Origin of the sequence: Ralstonia sp. A12 (assembly GCF_000801955.1) — a bacterium.
Classification (GTDB): Bacteria; Pseudomonadota; Gammaproteobacteria; order Burkholderiales; family Burkholderiaceae; genus Ralstonia.
Window position 1 is genome coordinate 202,076 of the sequence record NZ_JSZO01000006.1, and the last position, 20,881, is coordinate 222,956.

Genomic DNA, 20,881 nt, shown 5'->3' on the forward strand with positions numbered 1-20,881 from the left:
CGACCTTTCCTGAGTAACGTCCGTCAGCCCGGATGCTTGAGCTGGCGGCCCAGCAGGAACGTCTCGGACGACTTGTCGCGGGAGGCCTTGGGCTTGCGTGGCGCCACGATCTTGAAATGGCGCTTGAACATCTCGACGATCTGACTATAGCCGCTGCCGTGGAAACATTTGATCAGCAGCGCGCCCTCAGGTTTCAGATGTGCCATGGCAAATTCCACGGCCAGCTCGGCGATGTGCTCCATGCGCGCGGCGTCCGCCGACGCCACACCCGAGAGATTGGGGGCCATATCGGACAAAACAAGGTCCACTTTGCCCCCGCCGGTGGCTTCCAGCGTGATTTCTTCGAGTTGCCGGAAGACCTCGTCCTCACGGAAGTCACCTTGGATGAAAGCGACGTCCGCAATAGCCTCCATCGGCAGGATGTCGATGGCGACGATGGCGCCGTCGATGCGGCCGTCCTTGGCACGCGGCGAGGCGGCCAGCTTGTTGCGCACGTACTGGCTCCAGCTGCCCGGCGCAGCACCCAGATCGACGATGACCTGGCCCGGCTTGATCAGCTTGTCCTGCTCGTCGATCTCCTTGAGCTTGTAGGCGGCGCGCGCGCGGTAACCCTCGCGCTGCGCCAGCTTCACGTACGGATCGTTGATATGGTCGTGCAGCCACGACTGGTTGAACTTGTTCTTTGCCATCGAATTGGTTGCCTCGCCGCCTAAAAATGGCGGCAAGGGCTGATTTTGGCGGATAATACGCGCCGTTTGTCTTTTTGCGCGATCCCGCCCTCATTTATGCCTGCCCTCATCCTCACCCCTGCCCAACGATCGGAACTGCGCTCGGAAGCGCATGCACTGAACCCGGTCGTCATCATCGGTGCGGAGGGTCTGACCAAGGCCGTTCTGGCCGAAATCGACCGCTCGCTGGCGTCCCACGGGCTGATCAAGATCCGCGTGTTCGGCGATGACCGCGAAGCACGCATCGAACTCTATGACACCATCTGCGCCCGCCTGCAGGCTGCACCCGTGCAGCACATCGGCAAGCTCCTGGTGATCTGGCGCGAAGGTCCGGCGTACCTGAAGGAAAACCAGCCGAAGGACCTCAAGCCGCCTCGCAAGACCACCGTTGGCGCCGGCCCGCGTTCCGTCACGGTGCGCAAGGCGAATCCGAACGCCACGCGCCGCCCGAAGCCGGTTCGCCTGAGCGTGCTCGGCAACGAGCGCGTCACCGCCGGTGGCAACGTCAAACGCGCCAAACCGCGCCAAACCAGCCAGAAGAAGAAGGCACTGTCCTGATTCCGCCCTGCACAAAAAACGACCGGCATTTCAGCCGGTCTTTTTTTTTGCCTCAGGCGGACTGCCGCAATCCAGCTGCTTTCCAGATCAGCGCGAGGCCAAGCAGACTTTGCGCCAGATAGAACACGCTCGACACACCATGCAACATGCCGAACCGAGCACGGTAAGGCGAATCGCCCACTGCAACGCCAAGCGCATCAGCCTGCTCGCGCAGCGAGGCCATGAACGGCTGCAGGCCGAAATAGCCCACCAGCACGCACACCAGCATCGCCAGCACCAGCCAGCGCAGCCGCTTGTAACCGTCCTGCCCGCGCCGCACCAACGCCGTGGCAGCCAACAGCAGCAAACAGCCTGCTGCCAGACCGATCCACGCTTCTGCGTGGAACAGCCGGCCAGCAATCGAACCGGCCAACTGACGGTCATCCAGCATGGCAAACAGCGTCGGGGCGACGATGTAGCCGATGGTCCAGAGCGATCCGCACCATACCGTGGCAAGCAACTGAAAGAAGCGCTGGGGCATGGTGGTCGTTCCGGCCGGAGATAGTTAGAGGTACTTGACTGCCAGGACTTCGTACTCGCGCTCGCCGCCCGGGGCGATCACGGTGGCAACGTCGCCTTCGAACTTGCCGATCAGCGCACGGGCAATCGGTGAACTGATCGAGATCTTGCCGGTTTCCAGGTCGGCTTCGTCATCGCCGACGATCTGGTACGTGACGGGCTTGCCCGAGTCCAGGTCTTCCAGATCAATGGTGGCGCCAAAGACCACACGGCCCTCGGCATCCAACTCAGCGGGGTTGATGATGTTGGCGGCAGCCAGCTTACCTTCGATCTCTTGGATGCGGCCTTCGATAAAGCCTTGGCGCTCTTTGGCGGCGTCGTAGTCGGCGTTTTCGGACAGGTCGCCCTGGGCACGTGCCTCGGCGATGGCGGTAACGACAGCCGGACGCTCCTTGGTCTTCAGACGTTGGAGTTCGTCTTTCAGCATCTCGGCACCGCGCTTGGTAATTGGAATGGTGCTCATGTTGAGTAATTCGGGATCACAAAAAAATCAGCCGCTGCGAAGCGGGAGGGCGCGTAGCGCACACCCGCCTGACGGCGGCTGTCGTTGTTTTGACACGGACGCTGTAGTGTAGGCGAACCGCCTAGAGGCGGCAACTGCCGCCCCCAGGGGCTCTAGCCGCGACGCTATGCCGCGTCGCCGGGCCTGATCGACACCTTACAGCGTGGCGTGCAGGCCCTGGAGGTCGTACACATCCAGGTGCTGCATGTGCTTCAGACCCTCCACCGCGGCGCGAGCACCGGCGATGGTGGTGTAGTACGTCACACGCTGTGCCAGCGCCGCTTGGCGGATCGAGCGCGAGTCAGCGATCGCGGTGCGCGTCTCGTCGACAGTCGTGAACACGAGTGCGATCTCGCTGTTCTTGATCATGTCGACGATGTGCGGACGGCCTTCCTTCACCTTGTTGATCACGCGCACCGGAATACCGGCAGCTTCGATGGCCGAAGCCGTACCGCGTGTCGCCACGATCGGGTAGCCCAGCGTATGCAGCGCGCGGGCGACTTCCACCGCGGCAGGCTTGTCGCTGTCCTTGACGGTCATCAGCACGGTGCCCTTCTCAGGCAGGCGCGAACCGGCGGCGAGCTGGCTCTTGAACAGGGCCTCGCCGAAGGTCTTACCGACGCCCATCACCTCGCCGGTGGAACGCATTTCCGGTCCAAGCACCGGATCAACGCCCGGGAACTTGTTGAACGGGAACACAGCTTCCTTGACGCTGTAGTACGCCGGCACGACTTCCTTCTCGATGCCTTGCGAATCCAGCGACTGTCCGGCCATGCAGCGTGCGGCCACCTTGGCCAGCGAGATGCCAGTTGCCTTCGACACGTACGGCACCGTACGCGAAGCGCGCGGGTTCACTTCCAGCACGTAGACGATGTCTTCGCCGCCCTTCTGCTGGATGGCGAACTGCACGTTCATCAGGCCGATCACGTTCAGCGCGCGGGCCATCGCGGCGGTCTGGCGCTTGAGTTCATCCACGGTGGCTTGCGACAGCGAGTACGGCGGCAGCGAGCAAGCGGAGTCGCCCGAGTGCACGCCGGCCTGCTCGATGTGCTCCATCACGCCGCCGATGAAGACATTCTTGCCATCGGAGATGCAATCCACGTCGCATTCGATGGCGTCGTTCAGGAAGCGGTCGAGCAGCACGGGGCTGTCGTTCGAGACCTTCACGGCCTCGCGCATGTAGCGCTCAAGGTCGCGCGGCTCGTGCACGATTTCCATCGCGCGGCCACCCAGCACGTACGACGGGCGCACCACCAGCGGGTAGCCGATTTCTTCGGCCAGCTTGAGTGCTTCGTCTTCAGCGCGCGCGGTGCGGTTGGGCGGCTGACGCAGGCCCAACTCGTGCAGCAGCTTCTGGAAGCGCTCACGGTCTTCGGCCGCATCAATCATGTCCGGCGACGTGCCGATGATGGGCACGCCATTGGCTTCCAGATCCAGCGCGAGCTTCAGCGGGGTCTGGCCACCGTATTGCACGATCACGCCGACCGGCTTTTCCTTATCGACGATTTCGAGCACGTCTTCCAGCGTCACCGGCTCGAAGTACAGGCGGTCAGACGTGTCGTAGTCGGTCGAAACGGTTTCCGGGTTGCAGTTGACCATGATGGTCTCGTACCCGTCTTCGCGCAGTGCCAGCGCTGCGTGCACGCAGCAGTAGTCGAACTCGATGCCCTGACCGATCCGGTTCGGGCCACCGCCCAGCACCATGATCTTCTTGTTGTTGGTCGGCTCGGCTTCGCACTCACCGTGCTCGGCTTCGTACGTCGAGTACAGGTACGCGGTGTTGGTGGCGAACTCGGCGGCGCAGGTGTCCACGCGCTTGTAGACCGGGCGGACCTTCTCGGCGATACGCTTTTCGCGCACGGCCTTGGCGGTCGTCTTCATCAGCTTGGCCAGGCGGCGGTCGGAGAAGCCCTTCTGCTTGAGCAAGCGCAGTTCGGCAGCCGACAGGCTATCGAGCGTGCGAGCCTTGACCAGCGCTTCGGTCTTGACGATGTCTTCGATCTGCGCAAGGAACCACGGGTCAACGGCGGTCTCGGCGTACACCTCGTCAATCGACAGGCCCAGGCGGAACGCATCGCCCAGATACCAGATGCGATCCGGACCGGCTTCGCCGATCTCTTCGATGATCTCGTCGCGGTCGGTCGACTTTTCGTCCAGACCGTCCACACCCACTTCCAGACCGCGCAGCGCCTTCTGGAACGATTCCTGGAAGGTCCGGCCCATGGCCATCACCTCGCCCACCGACTTCATCTGCGTGGTCAGGTGGCTATCGGCCTGCGGGAATTTTTCGAATGCGAAACGCGGCACCTTGGTGACCACGTAGTCGATCGACGGCTCGAACGACGCCGGGGTCGCGCCACCGGTAATCTCGTTCTTCAGCTCGTCCAGCGTGTAGCCCACGGCCAGCTTGGCCGCAACCTTGGCGATCGGGAAACCGGTCGCCTTCGAGGCCAGCGCCGACGAACGCGACACACGCGGATTCATCTCGATCACGATCATCCGGCCATCTTGCGGATTGATCGAGAACTGCACGTTCGAACCGCCCGTGTCGACGCCGATCTCACGCAGCACGGCCAGCGAGGCGTTACGCAGGATCTGGTATTCCTTGTCGGTCAGCGTCTGCGCCGGGGCCACGGTGATGGAGTCACCGGTGTGGATGCCCATCGGGTCCAGGTTTTCGATCGAGCAGACGATGATGCAGTTGTCGGCCTTGTCGCGCACGACTTCCATCTCGTATTCCTTCCAGCCGAGCAGCGACTCTTCGATCAGCAGTTCGTTGGTCGGCGAGAGGTCGAGACCACGCTTGCAGATCTCTTCGAACTCTTCGCGGTTGTAGGCGATGCCGCCGCCCGTGCCGCCGAGCGTGAACGACGGGCGGATCACGATCGGATAACCGCTGGTGCCGGTTTCCTTCGAGATCTTCGACTGCACGGCCAGCGCTTCTTCCAGCGAATGCGCAATGCCCGACTTGGCCGAACCCAGGCCGATCTTGGTCATCGCGTCCTTGAACTTCTGGCGGTCTTCAGCCTTGTCGATGGCCTCGGGCGATGCGCCAATCAGCTCGACGTTGTACTTGGCCAGCACGCCGTGGCGGTGCAGGTCCAGCGCGCAGTTCAGCGCGGTCTGACCGCCCATGGTCGGCAGGATCGCATCCGGGCGCTCCTTGGCGATGATGCGCTCGACCACTTCCCAGGTGATCGGCTCGATGTAGGTCACATCGGCCGTGCTGGGGTCGGTCATGATCGTGGCCGGGTTGCTGTTGACCAGGACCACCTTGAAGCCTTCCTCACGCAGCGCCTTGCAAGCCTGCGCGCCGGAGTAATCGAATTCACACGCCTGGCCGATGATGATCGGACCCGCGCCGATGATCAGGATGGTTTTGATATCTGTACGTTTTGGCATAACCCGCTCGATTCGATTAATTCAGTGTGGCCGTCGCCAGCTTGGCGGAAAAGCCGATAAACATGGCGCCGACGCCGCTGCTCATACCGGCAGACAGACGTCGTCGCGCGCGGAACGCCGCGGCCAGCCGCGCGCCCACGAAGATGATGGTGGTCAGGTACAGGAAGCTGCAGATCTGGCAGACCAGCCCCAGGACGACGAACGACACGGCAGGCATGCCGTAGTGCGGATCGACGAACTGGATGAAGAACGAGATGAAGAACAGGATCGCCTTCGGGTTCAGCAAGCTGATGATCAGCGCCTTCTTGAACGGATGCGATTCATCGGCCGGGGCCGCACTCTGCTCGACAGACTCACCTGCCTTGCGCGCGCGCCAACTGCGCACTGCGCCGCGCAGCATCTGCAGACCGATCCACGACAGGTACGCCGCGCCGATGTACTTCACGACGTAGAACAGCGCCGGACTCGCCTTCAACAGCGAAGCCACGCCCGCCGCTGACAGCACCATCAGGATGGCATCGCCCAGGAACACACCGCACGCACCCTGGTAACCCGCGCGCACACCGCGGCGGGCCGCCACCGACAGCACATACATCGAGTTCGGCCCCGGCAGCAGCACGATGAAGATCGTGCCGAGCAGGAAGGTCCAGAACTCGGTGATGCCGAAGTGGGCGAGCATGAAGGCGTTCATGGCGATGACCTTGGATTTACTGCTTGCGCTCGTCCATCGCCGCGGTAAAGCGATCGAACAGATAGCCGATGTCGTGCGGGCCAGGCGAGGCTTCCGGGTGACCCTGGAAGCAGAACGCCGGACGGTCGGTCAACTCGAAGCCCTGCAGCGTGCCGTCGAACAGCGAGACGTGCGTCACACGTGCGTTGGCCGGCAGCGATTCCGGATCCACCGCAAAACCGTGGTTCTGCGAGGTGATGACCACGCGGCCGTCTTGCAGATCCTTGACCGGGTGATTCGCGCCGTGGTGGCCCGTCTTCATCTTGAGCGTCTTGCCACCGACGGCCAGACCCATGATCTGGTGACCCAGGCAGATGCCGAACGTCGGCAGACGACGCTCCAGGAATTCCTTGGCAGCAGCGATGGCGTAATCGCACGGTTCCGGATCGCCAGGGCCGTTGGAGAGGAACACGCCATCCGGGTTGTGCGCCAGTACATCGGCGGCGCTGGTTTGCGCCGGCACCACCGTCACGCGGCAGCCGCGCTCGGCCAGCATGCGCAGGATGTTGTACTTCACGCCGAAGTCATACGCGACCACGTGGTACTTCGGGGCTTCCTGCTTGCCGTAACCGCGGCCCAGTTCCCATTCGGTCTGGGTCCACTCGTACGGCTGCGTCACGGACACCACCTTGGCCAGGTCCATGCCCGACAGGCCCGGGAACGAGCGTGCCAGGTCGATGGCCTTCTGCACGTTGTCTTCGCCAGCCAGAATGCAACCGTTCTGGGCGCCCTTCTCGCGCAGGATGCGGGTCAGCTTACGGGTGTCGATCCCGGCAATGGCCACGACCTTCTCGCCCTTCAGGTAATGAGAGAGCGAATGTTCTTTACGGAAGTTCGACGCGAGGATCGGCAGATCCTTGATGATGAGGCCGGCGGCATGGACTTTCGTGGCTTCGACGTCCTCACGGTTCACCCCCACGTTACCGATATGCGGGTACGTGAGCGTGACGATCTGGCGCGAGTAGCTCGGATCGGTAAGGATTTCCTGATAGCCGGTGATGGCGGTGTTGAACACCACTTCGCCGATCGTATGACCGGCCGCACCGATGGAATAGCCACGAAAGACCGTGCCGTCTGCAAGCGCAAGAATGGCGGGCGGGAAAGACGGCAACACGGGTAGCTCCTGCTGGATTCACCCTGTGCCGACCTGAACACCTTGGCGCCGAAGCGGAATTCCGGCTGCGCGGAATCCAGGCCGTTTGCGCGTCGGGACTGGGGCTGGGCGAAACTCACCAGAAATCACCAAGAAACGAGGCAGACGGGGCGGTAGGCGGGAGGTAGGAAGCGGTTGGCGCTAGGGTGATGGGTTTCTGAACTCAAACCTGACAAGTATACCCGCGCAGCACAAAAAACTCAATAAAAGGAAGGACTTAACGGCGGGTAGCCCGCCAATTGTGACGTCCCGCCGTGCCCGACGCCTCGCCTCCAGACCGGCGAGAGCGTCACTTTTCCCGATCTCTACCCTTGCATTGCAGCTTGCACCTGCGCCAGCGCAGTCGGGTCCTCAATGGTGGTCAGGTCACCCGGATCGCGCCCTTCGGCCACCGCCTGCATGGCACGGCGCAGCAATTTGCCCGAGCGCGTCTTGGGCAACGCATTGACGAAGAACACACGTGACGGCCGCGCCACCGCGCCCAATTGCGCCTCCACGGTGCGCATGAGCTCCCCCTCCAGCGCAAGGCGATCCGCCGATTCAGCGACGCGTGACGCATCGCGCACGATGGCAAACCCCATCGCCACCTGCCCCTTCAGTTGATCGGCTACACCCACCACAGCCACCTCGGCGATGGCCGGATGCGACGACAGGCTCTCCTCGATTTCGCGTGTGCCCAGGCGGTGGCCCGCCACGTTGATCACGTCGTCGGTGCGGCCGAGGATGGTGACGTAGCCCTCCGCATCACGCACGCCCCAGTCGAAGCTGGAGTAGATCTGACCACCGGGGAACGCCGACCAGTACGTCTTGAGAAAGCGCGCATCATCGCGCCAGACCGTGCTCATGCAGCCAGGTGGCAGCGGCGCCGTCACGGCCAGCAGACCCTTCTCGCCCGGCGCGCACGGCTGGCCGGTCACCTCGTCGAGAATATCGAGCTTGTAGCCATAGACCGGGAAGCCGGGCGACCCCAGCTTTTGCGTTGACGGCTCCACGCCTTGCGGAACGGCCAGCATCGGCCAGCCGGTTTCGGTCTGCCAGTAGTTGTCGACGATGGGCTTCTGCAGCGCTTTGCCGATCCAGCTCGCGGTCGGCTCGTCCAGCGGCTCGCCGGCCAGGAACAGGCGGCGCAGGCTGGACAGGTCATGCCGATGCAGCAGCGCAGGATCCTGCTTCTTGAGCACGCGAATGGCCGTCGGCGCCGTAAACATCACGTTCACCCGGTGTTGCTCGACGATGCGCCACCAGGTGGCGCCGTCCGGACGGATGGGCGTGCCTTCGTACATCACGGTCGTCAGACCAGCGAGCAGCGGCGCATAGACGATGTAGCTGTGGCCCACCACCCAGCCAACGTCCGATGCAGTGAACATCGTGTCGCCCGCCTGCGCGCCGAAGATCAGCGGTATCGATGCCGCCAGCGCCACCGCATAGCCACCGGTATCGCGCTGCACGCCCTTTGGCTTGCCCGTCGTGCCCGAGGTGTAGAGGATGTATGACGGCTCGCTCGACTCCATCCACTCGCACGGCACGTCGGCGTTCGCATGCTGATCGGCGAGCGCGGCGTAGTCGACGTCGCGTGCGTTGTGCCGCATTGGCGCGAGCTTGCGATTGACGAGCAGCACGCGCTCCGGCTTGTGCGCAGCTAGGTCAATGGCAGCATCGAGCAAGGGCTTGTACTCAACCACCTTGCCCGCACGCGAGCCCGCGTCGGCACTGACGATGACACGCGGCGTGGCATCGTCAATGCGCGTAGCCAGGCTGTTGGATGCAAAACCGCCAAACACCACCGAGTGGATCGCCCCGATGCGCGCACAGGCCAGCATGGCAAAGGCCGCCTCGGGAATCATCGGCAGGTAGATCAGCACCCGATCACCCCGTTTGACGCCCAGCGCTTGCAGACTGGCTGCCATGCGGTTGACCTCGCGATGCAACTGACGATACGTGTATGTCGTCTCGATACCGGTTTCGGTGGAGACATATATCAGTGCCGCCTGCTCGCCACGGGTGGCGAGATGCCGATCGACCGCGTTGTGGCACAGGTTGGTGCGCCCACCGACGAACCAGCGGGCAAACGGCAGGCGCGAATCGTCGAGCACGGCGGAATATGGCGTCTGCCAGTCGATGCGCTGGGCCTGCTCGTGCCAGAAGCTGGAAGGATCGTCGACGGAACGCTGATACAGCGCGCGGTATGCGGCGGACATGGGCATGACGTTGTCTCCTGGCCGGCGCACTACGTGGCGTGCCGACTCTATGTTCGATGTGCTCGATGCGGCTACTGTGCGACCGCCAACTTACGCAGGTCTTACCGCAGCTCAAAAAGAAAACGGCGCCCCGCAGGACGCCGTCTCAGTTTGCCAGCTTCAGCGCTTCTTGCGCTTGGCCGGTGTGCTTGCCACCGGCCTGGCCTTGACCACCGGTTTGCCGGCCACCTTGGCCGTCGGTACCCGCCCGGTCGATGCCGTCGCCGTCGTCGCCGATACGCGCACCGCACGCACGCGGCCACCGCCCCGCGCCTGCGGCAACATCAGCACCACGCTGTGCCCCCGGGGGATCGCATCACCCGGCAACTGGTTCCAGGCACGAATCTGCGCCACCGACACGCCATAGCGCCGCGACAGGCCTGCAACCGTGTCGCGCTTGCCCGCGCGCACCACGACCTTTCTCAGGTCAGGCATATCGGGTTCGACGGCCATGGTGGCGTTCTCGGCCAGTTCGGGGCTGATGTCCGGTGCATCTTCCTTGGCGCCATCCGAGCGCGGCACAACCACCGTGGAACCCGCCTTCAGGCGCATGCCCTTGGGAATGCGGTTGATCTCGCGGATGGTGTCGGGGTCGACCTTCAATCGCGCCGCCAGGGCTTCCACACGCTCACGGTTGCCGACCGTCACGGCCGTCCAACTCGACAGGCCACCGCGATACGTGTTCAGGTTGTACTGAAACGTTTCCGCGTTGTCGTACGGCAGCAGAATCTGCGGGTTCGAGGCGCCCAGGATCACCGGCCGGTTGAACGACGGGTTGAGCGCCTTGAACTCATCCATCGGCAGATTGGCCAGCTTGGCCGCCAGCGTCACGTCAATGTCACGCGAGGTGGTGACGGTAACGAAGTAAGGATGGTTCGGGATGTCCGGCAACCTAACGCCATAGCGATCCGGATTGGCGATGATGTTCTTGACCGCCTGGAGCTTGGGCACGTACATGCGCGTCTCGGCCGGCATGTTCAGGTTGACGTAGTCCGTCGACAGGCCCGCCGCCTGGTTGCGCGCAACCGCCCGGGCGACGGAGCCCTCGCCCCAGTTGTAAGCGGCGAGCGCCAACTGCCAGTCACCAAACTGATCGTGCAGCTTGGAGAGATAGTCCAGCGCGGCGTCAGTCGAGGCGAGCACATCACGGCGCTCGTCCTGGAAGACGTTCTGCTTGAGGTTGTAGGTTCTGCCGGTGCTGGGGATGAACTGCCACATCCCGGCTGCCTTGGCACTCGACACTGCCTGCGGGTTGAACGCACTCTCCACGAACGGCAGCAGGGCCAGTTCGGTGGGCATATTGCGGCGCTCCAGCTCTTCGACGATGTGATACAGGTAGCGGTTCGAGCGCTCGACCATGCGCTGAAACGCTTCCGGGCGCTGCGCATACCAATCGGCTCGGTCATCCACGGCCGAGCTTTGCAGGTCGGGCATGGAGAAACCTTGGCGAATGCGCGCCCAGAGATCCTTGGCCGGCCCTTTCAGGGAAGCCACGGGCTGCTGATCAACATTGACGACCGGCGCATTTTTGCCGGAAGTGGAGGCAGAGGCGCTTGTGCTGGCAGTGTCGGCATTCGGAGCGGGAGCCGTAGCACAGGCCGCGAGAAGCAGACTGAGCACAGATGCCGCAAGAAGTCGCACGGATCGCATCAAGTTCTGAGGGGTTGGACCTAAAAATTGCCCCAGATAGTAAGAAACGCATCCCGCCACGTCAACCCGCGTAGACCCGGCGATTGCCTCGGCAAGCATCTTGGCGCGCAGGCGATGATCCCCGCGCGGCGCGTAATCTCAACGGAAACCGTTCTTCCACTCGCGCAAAGCGGCGAATACGGCCACCGGATCTTTTGTGCCGATACCGGCGTGGCGGGCCACCGCTTGCGTCACGTCAGCCTCATCCGATCGCATGAACGGGTTGGTCGCGCGCTCGTGGCCGATGGTGGTGGGCACGGTCGAGCGGCCCTCGGCCCGCAACGCCGCAACCTCATCCTCCCAGGCCGCCAGATCGGCGTTGCCCGGCTCGACTGCACGCGCAAAGCGCACATTCGACGCGGTGTATTCGTGTGCACAGTAAACACGGGTGTCCGGCGCCAGCGCGGCCAGCTTGGCCAGCGATGACCGCATCTGCGCAGGCGTGCCCTCGAAGAGCCTGCCGCAACCGGTCGCGAACAGCGTGTCACCGCAGAAGAGGCTGGCGGGCGCATTGTCGCCCTGCAAATGGCCGACATACGCAACGTGTCCGCTGGTATGGCCCGGCACGTCAATCACGCGGAACGTGGCGGCCGGTTGGGCGAGCGTGACGACATCATTTTCGCGTACCGCCTGGGTGCGGCACGGGATGGATTCGCCCGCCGGACCAATCACGGGCAGCGGCGCACCCTCGGGATTCTCCGGATACGCCGCGACCAGTTCTCGCACCCCGCCAATGTGATCGCCGTGATGATGTGTGATTACAATGGCACCGAGCGCGAGCCCGCGCTCCTGGAGGAAGCGCAGCACGGGTTGCGCGTCGCCTGGGTCCACAACAGCAGCCACGCGGCCATCGTGAAGTGCCCAAATGTAATTGTCGGCAAACGCAGCGATTGCCTCTACCTCAAGTGCTACTTCCGACGGCACACCACCCTGGACCATGCCTGACTCCTCTAACGATCGCCGCATTATAGATTGGCACCACTGGCTGGCTTCGCCGCCTGGACAATACGTCCTGCGTTGGGAGCAGGCACAATTCGATCGCACCGTCGCCGACATGTTCGGCTTTCACGCGCTGCAGCTGGGTCACCCGGGCTTTGGCGCGCTGCGCGAGAACCGCATTCCGCTGATAGCGCGCGTGATCGACGATATCGACCCGACCGCCCCCATTGAGACGCTCGACCCGATGGACGGCGATCCCGCCGAACCTGCAGACGCCTCTGCCGACGGCGAGACCGACGCCAGCGCCCCGCAGCGCCAGGCCAAGCCCCGCGTGATCTGCCGCTACGACGAACTGCCCTTCGCCTCGCAAAGCATCGACCTGGTGGCCCTGCCCCATGTGCTGGAGTTCACCGACGACCCGCACGAAGTGCTGCGCGAAGTGGCACGCGTGCTGATGCCCGAGGGGCGATTGATCATCACAGGCTTCAACCCGTTGAGCCTGTGGGGCATGCGCCAGGGCATGCGGCGCCTGGGTACGGAATCGTTCCTGCCGGCGCAGAGCCAGATGATTGCCTTCACCCGCCTGAAGGACTGGCTCAAGCTGCTCGGATTTGATATCGTGCGCGGCCGTTTCGGTTGCTACCGCCCGCCTAACCGCACCGAGAAGTGGCTGCAGCGCACGGCCTTCATGGAGAAGGCTGGCGACCGTTGGTGGCCGATCTTCGGGGCGGTCTACATGCTGCAGGCAGTCAAGCGCGTGCGCGGCATGCGTATGGTCGGCCCCGCGTGGAAGACCCGCAAGTCGCCCTCGCTGGTGCCGGCCGGCACGCCAGTCGCCACGCCATCGGGTTCGCATTCGACCAAGACACCGCCGGCCGCTGCGTGCGACGGCAAATCGGGCGCGTAGCTTTGGCAGACATGCACAGCCGCCCTCTCACTACTACTCACTGATCGCGTTCGTTTTATTCATGCAGGAAGTCACCGTCTATTCCGATGGCGCATGCAAGGGCAACCCCGGCCTTGGCGGCTGGGGCACCGTGCTCGTCTCGGGCGGCCACGAAAAAGAGCTCTTCGGCGGCGAGGCCGTCACCACCAACAACCGCATGGAGCTGATGGCCGTGATCGAGGCGTTTCGTGCGCTCAAGCGGCCGTGTCGGGTGAAGGTCTACACCGATTCGCAGTACGTGCAGAAAGGCATCAGCGAATGGCTGGCCGGTTGGAAGGCACGCGGCTGGAAGACCGCCGACAAGAAGCCCGTGAAGAACGACGACCTGTGGCGCATTCTCGATGAACTCGTCGTCACGCACGAGGTGAGCTGGCACTGGGTCAAGGGCCATGCCGGCCACCCCGGCAATGAACGCGCCGATGCGCTCGCCAACAAGGGCGTGGAGCTGGCGCGCCAGGCAATCCAGACCGGTGCCTGACGCGCTGGCGCTCACTTGCCGGCGCAGCGCTGCGCCGGAATCTTCGGCGCATTGGCAGCGATGGTGGTGACATAGAGCGGCTTGCCGTCTGGTGCAAAGATCAGGCATAGCGGGCCGCGCTTGGACATGCCGTCATCAATGTCCACCTGCCGCAAATTGATCCCCTCCCATGTATCTCCGCCGATGCTGCGCTTCTGCATCATGACCGGGCGATTGGCACCTGCGGGCCAGTTGGCGTCGCGCTCCGGCACATAGCGCTTGGGCGGCGTGCCGTAGGCAGAGAGCTGGTTCAGCGTGCCGCAAGGTATCGCCCAGCCGGTTCATTGAAGCCAGGCAGATCCCGGCGCCCAAGTTCGGCGCCGATGCGCTGGACTTCGGCCACATAACGGGAGGGGGGATCGGTGGCTCATCACCCCACCTAGTGCAGGAGAAGAAACCCCAGGTTTGACGCCAGTCCAAACCACTTTGCAACGACATTGCATTCATCCACTCGCGCCATACACTGGAGCAAAGGCGGCGCACAGTGCATCGCCGTTTTTTCATGGAGGCCGGCCATGAAATCGATCGAATTCCACACAGGCACGCCACGTTACTGCGCGGCAGATCTCACCCTCACCTGTTCCGCCAGCGTTGACGGCACTTACGCCTGCTATGCGGTGACGGCGGAGGCACTGGAAGAGCACTTCGGCGCCCGCTCCTGGCGGCAGGAAGATCTGCTGCAAGCCATGGAGACCCACCGGGGCACCATTGAAGACATGGCGCGCTCGCTGTTCAAGCTGACCGATTCGCACGACATCGTGCTGCGCAGCGGGCACTTCCGCTTCGGCATGTAACCCAGCATCAACGGAGATGACGTTGCTCGGGCAGCGTCATCTTCCAGGCACGTCCGCACGCACAAGAACAGCGAACGCCTGGGGGACTGGGGGAGATCGGGGCGCCATGCGGGACGACGGGACAACATCGGCAGGGCCTCGCCACCCATCCACTTTGGAGGCTCGCCGTGGAAGCACCGATCGATCTCTCTCTCGAAGTCTTTCGCACCCAGCTACAAACCGCCTTGCACACCCTGACCACATTGGAGGAAACCCAGGAACGCGCGCTCAAGATCACGCTCAAGGGCGTGGAAGATGCAGAGCGGCGTGCACTGCAAGCCTGCGCCTCGGTTTCCGAGGCCGCTAACTGGGAAGACCTGGCCGCGCTGCCGGCCACCCTGCTGCAAACCCGCATCGAGCAAAGCAGCCGCCTCTTCCAGACGTTCCTGAGCATGGTGACCGAGCAGCAGAACGCGCTGCTGCAACAGGCCACCACATCGGCAGAAGCCTGGCGCACGCTGGCCACACATTGGGGAGATGAACCGATGATTGCGCCAGTCCGTGCGCTATTCGGCGCGCTGGGCACCACGGGGCTGCCGAGCATGCCGCAGGCGCATCAGCCTGGAGACAAGAAGAAGACCGCCACCAAGGATGCGGAGCCCGCAACCCCGGCGGCTTAAGCCAGGCAGCTTGTAGATAGTCGACGTGCGCTAGTCAGGTTTGCACTCGTACTTCATCTCGCGCCGGCCGTCTTCGTACACCACCTCCAGCCGGCAGGTGAAGCCCCAGAGCCGGGTGACGTGGCGCACCATCTCTTCGTAGTTGCTGCCCAACGGGCGGCGGTTGTTCTGCTGATGCCGCATGGTCAGCGACCGATCACCGCCCACGTCCACATTGGTCACCTGGATGTTCGGCTCGATATTCGACAGGTCGTACTGACTCGCCAGCAACTGGCGAATCATGCGATAGCCCTCATCGTCGTGGATGGCGGTCACGCGCAGCTTGGGCTCACGATCGTCATCCAGCACCGAGAACAGCTTCAGTTCGCGAATCACCCGCGGCGACAGGAACTGCAGCAGGAAACTCTCGTCCTTGAAGTTGCGCATGGCAAAGTCGAGCGTCTCCTGCCAATCGCTGCCGGCAATCTCGGGCGCCCAGCGGAAATCCTCGTCGGTGGGTTCTTCGCAAATGCGGCGGATGTCCTGAAAGATCAGGAAGCCGAGCGTGTACGGATTGAAACCGCTGTAGTACGGGCTGTTATACGGCGGCTGGTAAATCACATTGGTGTGCGCCTGCAGCAGCTCCAGCATGAAGGCATCGTTGACGAGCTTTTCGTCGTACAGCTTGTGCAGGATCGTGTAGTGCCAGAACGTGGCCCAGCCCTCGTTCATCACCTTGGTCTGCCGCTGCGGGTAGAAGTACTGCGCGATCTTGCGCACGATGCGCACGATCTCTCGTTGCCAGGGCTGCAACTTCGGTGCGTTCTTCTCGATGAAGTAGAGAAGGTTCTCCTCCGGCTCTGGCGGAAACTTCGGCTCCGGCTCGGGCGCCTCATCGGCCGTTGCCAATGCACGCGAGCGGTGCGTGGGCAATGTGCGCCACAGATCGTTGACCTGCGCTTCGAGATACTTCTCGCGCTCGGCCTGCAGCGCCATTTCCTCCGTGATCGACAACTTCTTGGGCCGACGATAGCGATCCACGCCGTAGTTCTGCAGCGCGTGGCACGAATCGAGCAGCAGTTCCACCTCCTGCTCGCCATACCGCCGCTCGCACTCCGCCACGTAGCTCTTGGCAAAGAGCAGGTAATCGACGATGGCGTCTGCGTTGGTCCAAGTGCGGAACAGGTAGTTGCCCTTGAAGAAGGAATTGTGGCCGTAACAGGCGTGCGCGATGGTCAGCGCCTGCATCGGCATCGTGTTCTCCTCCATCAAATAGGCGATGCAGGGGTTGGAGTTGATGACGATCTCGTAAGCCAGCCCCATCTGGCCGCGCTGGTAACCGCGCTCGGAAGCCAGGAAGTGTTTGCCGTATGACCAGTGGTTGTAGCCCAGCGGCAAGCCGGATGACGCATAGGCATCCAGCATCTGCTCAGCGGTGATGATCTCGATCTGATTCGGATAGGTGTCCAGACCAAACTCGCCAGCAATCTGGGCGATCTTCTGGTCATAGAGCCGGATCAGATCAAAGGTCCATTCCGAGCCTGTCGAAAGGTAGGCCATGCTCGTTCCCCGTTGACTCCGTCACACGTTGGGCGCGCGTTTGCTGCCTGTTTGCCAAACCCGCGCCGCGGGCACTGCCACTCAGGTGGTGCGCTTCTGGAACAAATCGTGCAGCACCGGGTAGATTTCGTCGGCCTTGAGGATGCGCTGCATCGCGAAGTTTTCGTATGCAGCCTGCACCGTAAGATACTCCTCCCACAAGTTCTGTGGCTCCGTGGAAACGACCTCGATGTAGGCGAAGTACTGTGTCACCGGCAGGATCGATTCGCGCAGCAGCGTGGCGCACAACTCCGAGTCACCCGCCCAGTTATCGCCGTCCGATGCCTGTGCGCAGTAGATGTTCCATTGGCTGGGGGGATACCGCTCCTGAATCACTTCAGCAACCAGTTTGAGCGCGCTCGACACCACCGTGCCTCCGGATTCGCGGGAGTGGAAAAAGTCTTCCTCGCTCACCTCCTTGGCCACCGTGTGGTGACGGATGAAGACGACGTCGATGCGCTCGTAGTTCCGCTTCAAGAACAGGTAAAGCAGCATAAAGAAGCGCTTGGCGAGGTCCTTGCGCTGCTCATCCATTGAGCCCGACACATCCATCACGCAGAACATCACGGCCTGAGCCTGTGGGCGCTTGCGTTGCACACGGTTGTTGTAGCGCAGGTCGAGCTTTTCGATAAAGGGCACGCGGTCCAGGCACGAGCGCAGGTGCCGCATCTCCTTCATCAACTCCATTGCGCGCGCGCAGTACGGCCCGTCGTTCTGGAGCACCTCGTTGTATTCCGTCTCCAGCTCATGCAGACGCCGCTGATAGGGGCTGGACAGCGCGATGCGGCGGCCGATGGAGCTGCGCATCGTGCGCAGGATGGAGAGGTTGGATGGCGTGCCGTCCAGCGAGTAGCCCGCGCGCACCTTGCGCACTTCCGCGATCTTGGCCAGGTGCCGCTTGGCCATGTCGGGCAGTGCCATGTCCTCGAAGAAGAAGTTGAGGAAATCCTCGCGCGAAAGCGTGAAGACAAAATCGTCTTCGCCCTCGCCCGAATCACTCGCCTGGGAGCCCGTGCCGCCGCTGCCTTGCTGCTGGCGGTCAAAGCTGTCACCCCGGACAAACTGCCGGTTGCCTGGGTGGACGCCTTCCCGGCGCCCGCCCGAGCCGTGGTGGAACATGGGCTCGGAGATGTCCTTGACCGGAATGGACACCTGCCCGCTCTGCTCGATGTCCATGATCTTCCGGCCGGACACCGCCTTGGCCACCGCACGACGAATCTGGTCCTTGTAGCGCTTGATGAAGCGCTGCTTGTTGACGGTACTCTTGCCGCCGCCGTTCTCTCGCCGGTCGATGATCGTGCCCATGTGGCTGCCCTCGGTTGGAAGTTGTCTGCTTCGCGTCTCTCCTTAAGACGACTTCCGTACGCGCAGGTACCACTCCACCAACAGGCGCACCTGCTTCTCCGTATAGCCCTTTTCCACCATGCGGTTGACGAAGTTCTCGTGCTTCGCCCGGTCATCGTGCGACGATTTGGCGTTGAACGAAATCACCGGCAGCAGATCTTCCGTGGTCGAGAACATCCGCTTTTCGATTACGGCGCGCAGCTTCTCGTAGCTGGTCCAGTTCGGGTTCTTGCCCGCATTCTTGGCCCGCGCCCGCAGCACGAAGTTGACGATCTCGTTGCGGAAGTCCTTCGGGTTGGAGATGCCCGCGGGCTTCTCCACTTTCTCCAGCTCGTCGTTCAGTGCACTGCGATCGAGAATCTCGCCGGTGTTCGGATCGCGGTACTCCTGGTCCTGGATCCACAGGTCGGCAAACACCACGTAGCGATCGAAGATGTTTTGCCCATACTCCGAATACGATTCCAGGTAGGAGGTCTGAATCTCCTTGCCGATGAACTCCACATAAGGCGCTGTCAGATACTCCTTGATGTAGGACATCAGCTTGGATTCCGTCTCCGGCGCAAACTGTTCGCGCTCGATCTGCTGCTCGAGCACGTACAGCAAATGCACCGGGTTGGCCGCCACCTCCGCCCCATCAAAGTTGAAGACCTTGGACAGCACCTTGAACGCAAAGCGCGTCGACAACCCCGTCATGCCCTCGTCAATGCCGGCAAAGTCGCGGTACTCCTGATACGACTTGGCCTTCGGATCGACATCTTTCAGGCTCTCACCGTCATACACGCGCATCTTGGAGAAGATGTTGGAGTTCTCGGGCTCCTTGATGCGTGTGAGCACCGCAAACTGCGCCATCATCTTCAGCGTGTTCGGTGCACACGGCGAGTTCGACAGCGAGCTATTACGCAGCAGCTTGTCGTAGATCTTCACCTCATCAGACACGCGCAGGCAGTACGGCACCTTGACGATGTAGATGCGGTCGAGGAAAGCCTCGTTGTTGCGGTCGGACTTGAAGCTCTGCCACTCCGCCTCGTTCGAGTGCGCCAGGATCACGCCATCAAACGGGATCGCACCAAAGCCCTCGGTGCCCTTGTAGTTGCCCTCCTGCGTGGCCGTCAGCAACGGGTGCAGCACCTTGATAGGCGCCTTGAACATCTCGACAAACTCAAGCAGCCCGCGATTGGCCAGGCACAGCCCGCCGGAATACGAATACGCGTCCGGATCATCCTGCGGATAGTCCTCCAGCTTGCGGATATCGACCTTGCCGACCAGCGACGAGATGTCCTGATTGTTCTCATCGCCAGGCTCGGTCTTGGAAATCGCAATCTGCGACAGCACCGACGGATGCAGCCTCACCACGCGAAAGCGCGTGATGTCGCCGTTGAACTCATGCAGCCGCTTGACCGCCCATGGCGAGGCGATCGAGTTCAGATAGCGACGTGGAATGCCGTAGTCTTCCTCCAGGATCTTGCCGTCTTCGTCGGGCGAGAACAGCCCGAGCGGGGACTCGTGAATGGGCGAGCCCTTGAGCGCGTAGATGGGAATCTGCTCCATCAGCGCCTTCAGCTTTTCAGCCAGAGAAGACTTGCCGCCGCCCGGAGGCCCGAGCAGATAGAGGATCTGCTTGCGCTCCTCAAGGCCCTGCGCGGCATGCTTGAAGAACGAGACGATCTGCTCGATCGTGTCCTCCATGCCATAGAACTCGCGGAAGGCCGGGTAGATGCGGATGACCTTGTTGAAGAACAACCGCGACAGCCGAGGATCGTGGTGGGTGTCCACCAGTTCGGGCTGGCCGATTGCAGCAAGCATGCGCTCGGCTGCGGTCGCATAGGCGGTGGCGTCCTTCTTGCAGATATCCAGGTACTCCTGGATGCTGTACTCGTCCTCTTTGCGAGCTTCGAAACGCGTAGCGTAGTGGCGGAAAATATCCATATCTCCCCCGTAGATTTCTTCCTCACCTCCAGCATGGTCATGCTGGAACAAGGCTAGTTCTTGCGTGCGTTGAATGCGGTACTTAATCCACTGTAGACGAATCGTGGATGAGCACAAGAACGGTTGAAGACCTTAAGCGGTGGACAACAATCGTTATCGCGTTAGCGCTCGACGTGGTGCAGTGCTAAATCGCAGCCACTCGCACTCGCATCAACGCCCTCTCGCGAAGCCATCCATTGCCGCCGCTCGCGCCATCAGTGCGCTCACTCCGGGTACAGCAGAAAGCGTACCCAGTGCCATCGAGCACGCTCGCATGTTTGTACGTAACCAATCTACTTGAGTTCCCGCCAACTGCCCCATCAGGAGCAGGGGTTATCCCGGCCCTCTTGCGTGAGGTTTGCTGCAGCATCGCGTGCGCAGCAAGGTCGGCAGCCTTCCGGTTGTGCGGGCAACTTTCTCGCAGTTGTGCAACGGCCAATTGCACAAAACAGGGTGGCGTGGTTTCCGAGCTTGGCGTCGATTCGGTGCATGGGCTGCACGCACCGTCCGGGGGCGCTGATTGTCGTTTTTTTACGCCAGGAGGAAGGTTCTGCGGAGTGCGCGGGCCTGTCCGAGATTTTG

General features: G+C 62.5%; 18 protein-coding genes. 5 read left to right on the top strand and 13 right to left on the bottom strand.

The window, feature by feature from the left end; all coding sequences use genetic code 11:
- Positions 1-23: 23 nt before the first annotated feature.
- Positions 24-689 (bottom strand): RlmE family RNA methyltransferase, encoded by a 666-nt coding sequence (locus PI87_RS10000; RefSeq protein ID WP_039597550.1) that lies wholly within the window; start codon positions 687-689, stop codon positions 24-26.
- A gap of 96 nt (positions 690-785) precedes the next feature.
- On the opposite strand from PI87_RS10000, the gene PI87_RS10005 reads away from it, so the two are divergent.
- Positions 786-1,286: a YhbY family RNA-binding protein gene (locus PI87_RS10005; protein WP_039597551.1), complete on the top strand. Its 501-nt coding sequence runs from the start codon at positions 786-788 to the stop codon at positions 1,284-1,286.
- A gap of 52 nt (positions 1,287-1,338) precedes the next feature.
- Here PI87_RS10005 and PI87_RS10010 read toward each other — a convergent pair whose 3' ends face one another.
- The 8 genes from PI87_RS10010 to gloB all read right to left on the bottom strand — a co-directional run bounded on the left by PI87_RS10010 (position 1,339) and on the right by gloB (position 12,496).
- On the bottom strand, positions 1,339-1,806 hold the full coding sequence (locus PI87_RS10010; RefSeq protein ID WP_039597552.1) for a DUF4149 domain-containing protein: 468 nt from the start codon (positions 1,804-1,806) through the stop codon (positions 1,339-1,341).
- Between the two features lie 24 nt (positions 1,807-1,830).
- The gene (gene greA / locus PI87_RS10015; RefSeq protein WP_039597553.1) at positions 1,831-2,307 is read right to left on the bottom strand and encodes a transcription elongation factor GreA; all 477 of its coding nucleotides are present in this window, start codon (positions 2,305-2,307) and stop codon (positions 1,831-1,833) included.
- 195 nt (positions 2,308-2,502) lie between these two features.
- On the bottom strand, positions 2,503-5,748 hold the full coding sequence (gene carB / locus PI87_RS10020) for a carbamoyl-phosphate synthase large subunit (protein WP_039597554.1): 3,246 nt from the start codon (positions 5,746-5,748) through the stop codon (positions 2,503-2,505).
- A gap of 16 nt (positions 5,749-5,764) precedes the next feature.
- Positions 5,765-6,439, bottom strand: a complete 675-nt coding sequence (gene leuE / locus PI87_RS10025) for a leucine efflux protein LeuE (protein WP_039597555.1) — start codon at positions 6,437-6,439, stop codon at positions 5,765-5,767.
- A 16-nt stretch (positions 6,440-6,455) separates the two neighbouring features.
- Positions 6,456-7,592 carry a glutamine-hydrolyzing carbamoyl-phosphate synthase small subunit gene (gene carA / locus PI87_RS10030; protein ID WP_039597556.1) on the bottom strand — a complete coding sequence of 379 codons (1,137 nt, stop codon included), beginning with the start codon at positions 7,590-7,592 and terminating at the stop codon, positions 6,456-6,458.
- Between the two features lie 344 nt (positions 7,593-7,936).
- Positions 7,937-9,835: a propionate--CoA ligase gene (prpE, locus tag PI87_RS10035; RefSeq protein ID WP_039597557.1), complete on the bottom strand. Its 1,899-nt coding sequence runs from the start codon at positions 9,833-9,835 to the stop codon at positions 7,937-7,939.
- A 153-nt stretch (positions 9,836-9,988) separates the two neighbouring features.
- The gene (locus PI87_RS10040; RefSeq protein WP_039597558.1) at positions 9,989-11,518 is read right to left on the bottom strand and encodes a transglycosylase SLT domain-containing protein; all 1,530 of its coding nucleotides are present in this window, start codon (positions 11,516-11,518) and stop codon (positions 9,989-9,991) included.
- A 138-nt stretch (positions 11,519-11,656) separates the two neighbouring features.
- Positions 11,657-12,496: a hydroxyacylglutathione hydrolase gene (gloB, locus tag PI87_RS10045; RefSeq protein ID WP_039597559.1), complete on the bottom strand. Its 840-nt coding sequence runs from the start codon at positions 12,494-12,496 to the stop codon at positions 11,657-11,659.
- On the opposite strand from gloB, the gene PI87_RS10050 reads away from it, so the two are divergent.
- On the top strand, positions 12,495-13,403 hold the full coding sequence (locus PI87_RS10050) for a class I SAM-dependent methyltransferase (RefSeq protein WP_198139541.1): 909 nt from the start codon (positions 12,495-12,497) through the stop codon (positions 13,401-13,403). The two genes, gloB and PI87_RS10050, sit on opposite strands and share 2 nt — an antisense overlap.
- Before the next feature lie 61 nt (positions 13,404-13,464).
- Positions 13,465-13,920: a ribonuclease HI gene (gene rnhA, locus PI87_RS10055; RefSeq protein ID WP_039597562.1), complete on the top strand. Its 456-nt coding sequence runs from the start codon at positions 13,465-13,467 to the stop codon at positions 13,918-13,920.
- 11 nt (positions 13,921-13,931) lie between these two features.
- Here rnhA and PI87_RS29555 read toward each other — a convergent pair whose 3' ends face one another.
- The gene (locus PI87_RS29555; protein WP_232313968.1) at positions 13,932-14,123 is read right to left on the bottom strand and encodes a hypothetical protein; all 192 of its coding nucleotides are present in this window, start codon (positions 14,121-14,123) and stop codon (positions 13,932-13,934) included.
- A 351-nt stretch (positions 14,124-14,474) separates the two neighbouring features.
- Here PI87_RS29555 and PI87_RS10065 point away from each other — a divergent pair, with 351 nt between their 5' ends.
- A complete protein-coding gene (locus PI87_RS10065; protein WP_039597563.1) occupies positions 14,475-14,753 on the top strand; it encodes a DUF1488 domain-containing protein in 279 nt (92 codons plus the stop codon).
- A 167-nt stretch (positions 14,754-14,920) separates the two neighbouring features.
- A complete protein-coding gene (locus PI87_RS10070) occupies positions 14,921-15,412 on the top strand; it encodes a hypothetical protein (protein WP_052321469.1) in 492 nt (163 codons plus the stop codon).
- 30 nt (positions 15,413-15,442) lie between these two features.
- Here PI87_RS10070 and PI87_RS10075 read toward each other — a convergent pair whose 3' ends face one another.
- The 3 genes from PI87_RS10075 to PI87_RS10085 all read right to left on the bottom strand — a co-directional run bounded on the left by PI87_RS10075 (position 15,443) and on the right by PI87_RS10085 (position 20,260).
- Positions 15,443-16,951 carry a SpoVR family protein gene (locus tag PI87_RS10075; protein ID WP_039597564.1) on the bottom strand — a complete coding sequence of 503 codons (1,509 nt, stop codon included), beginning with the start codon at positions 16,949-16,951 and terminating at the stop codon, positions 15,443-15,445.
- 81 nt (positions 16,952-17,032) lie between these two features.
- Positions 17,033-18,295 carry a YeaH/YhbH family protein gene (locus tag PI87_RS10080; protein WP_039597565.1) on the bottom strand — a complete coding sequence of 421 codons (1,263 nt, stop codon included), beginning with the start codon at positions 18,293-18,295 and terminating at the stop codon, positions 17,033-17,035.
- A gap of 42 nt (positions 18,296-18,337) precedes the next feature.
- The gene (locus PI87_RS10085; RefSeq protein ID WP_039597566.1) at positions 18,338-20,260 is read right to left on the bottom strand and encodes a PrkA family serine protein kinase; all 1,923 of its coding nucleotides are present in this window, start codon (positions 20,258-20,260) and stop codon (positions 18,338-18,340) included.
- Positions 20,261-20,881: the final 621 nt, after the last annotated feature.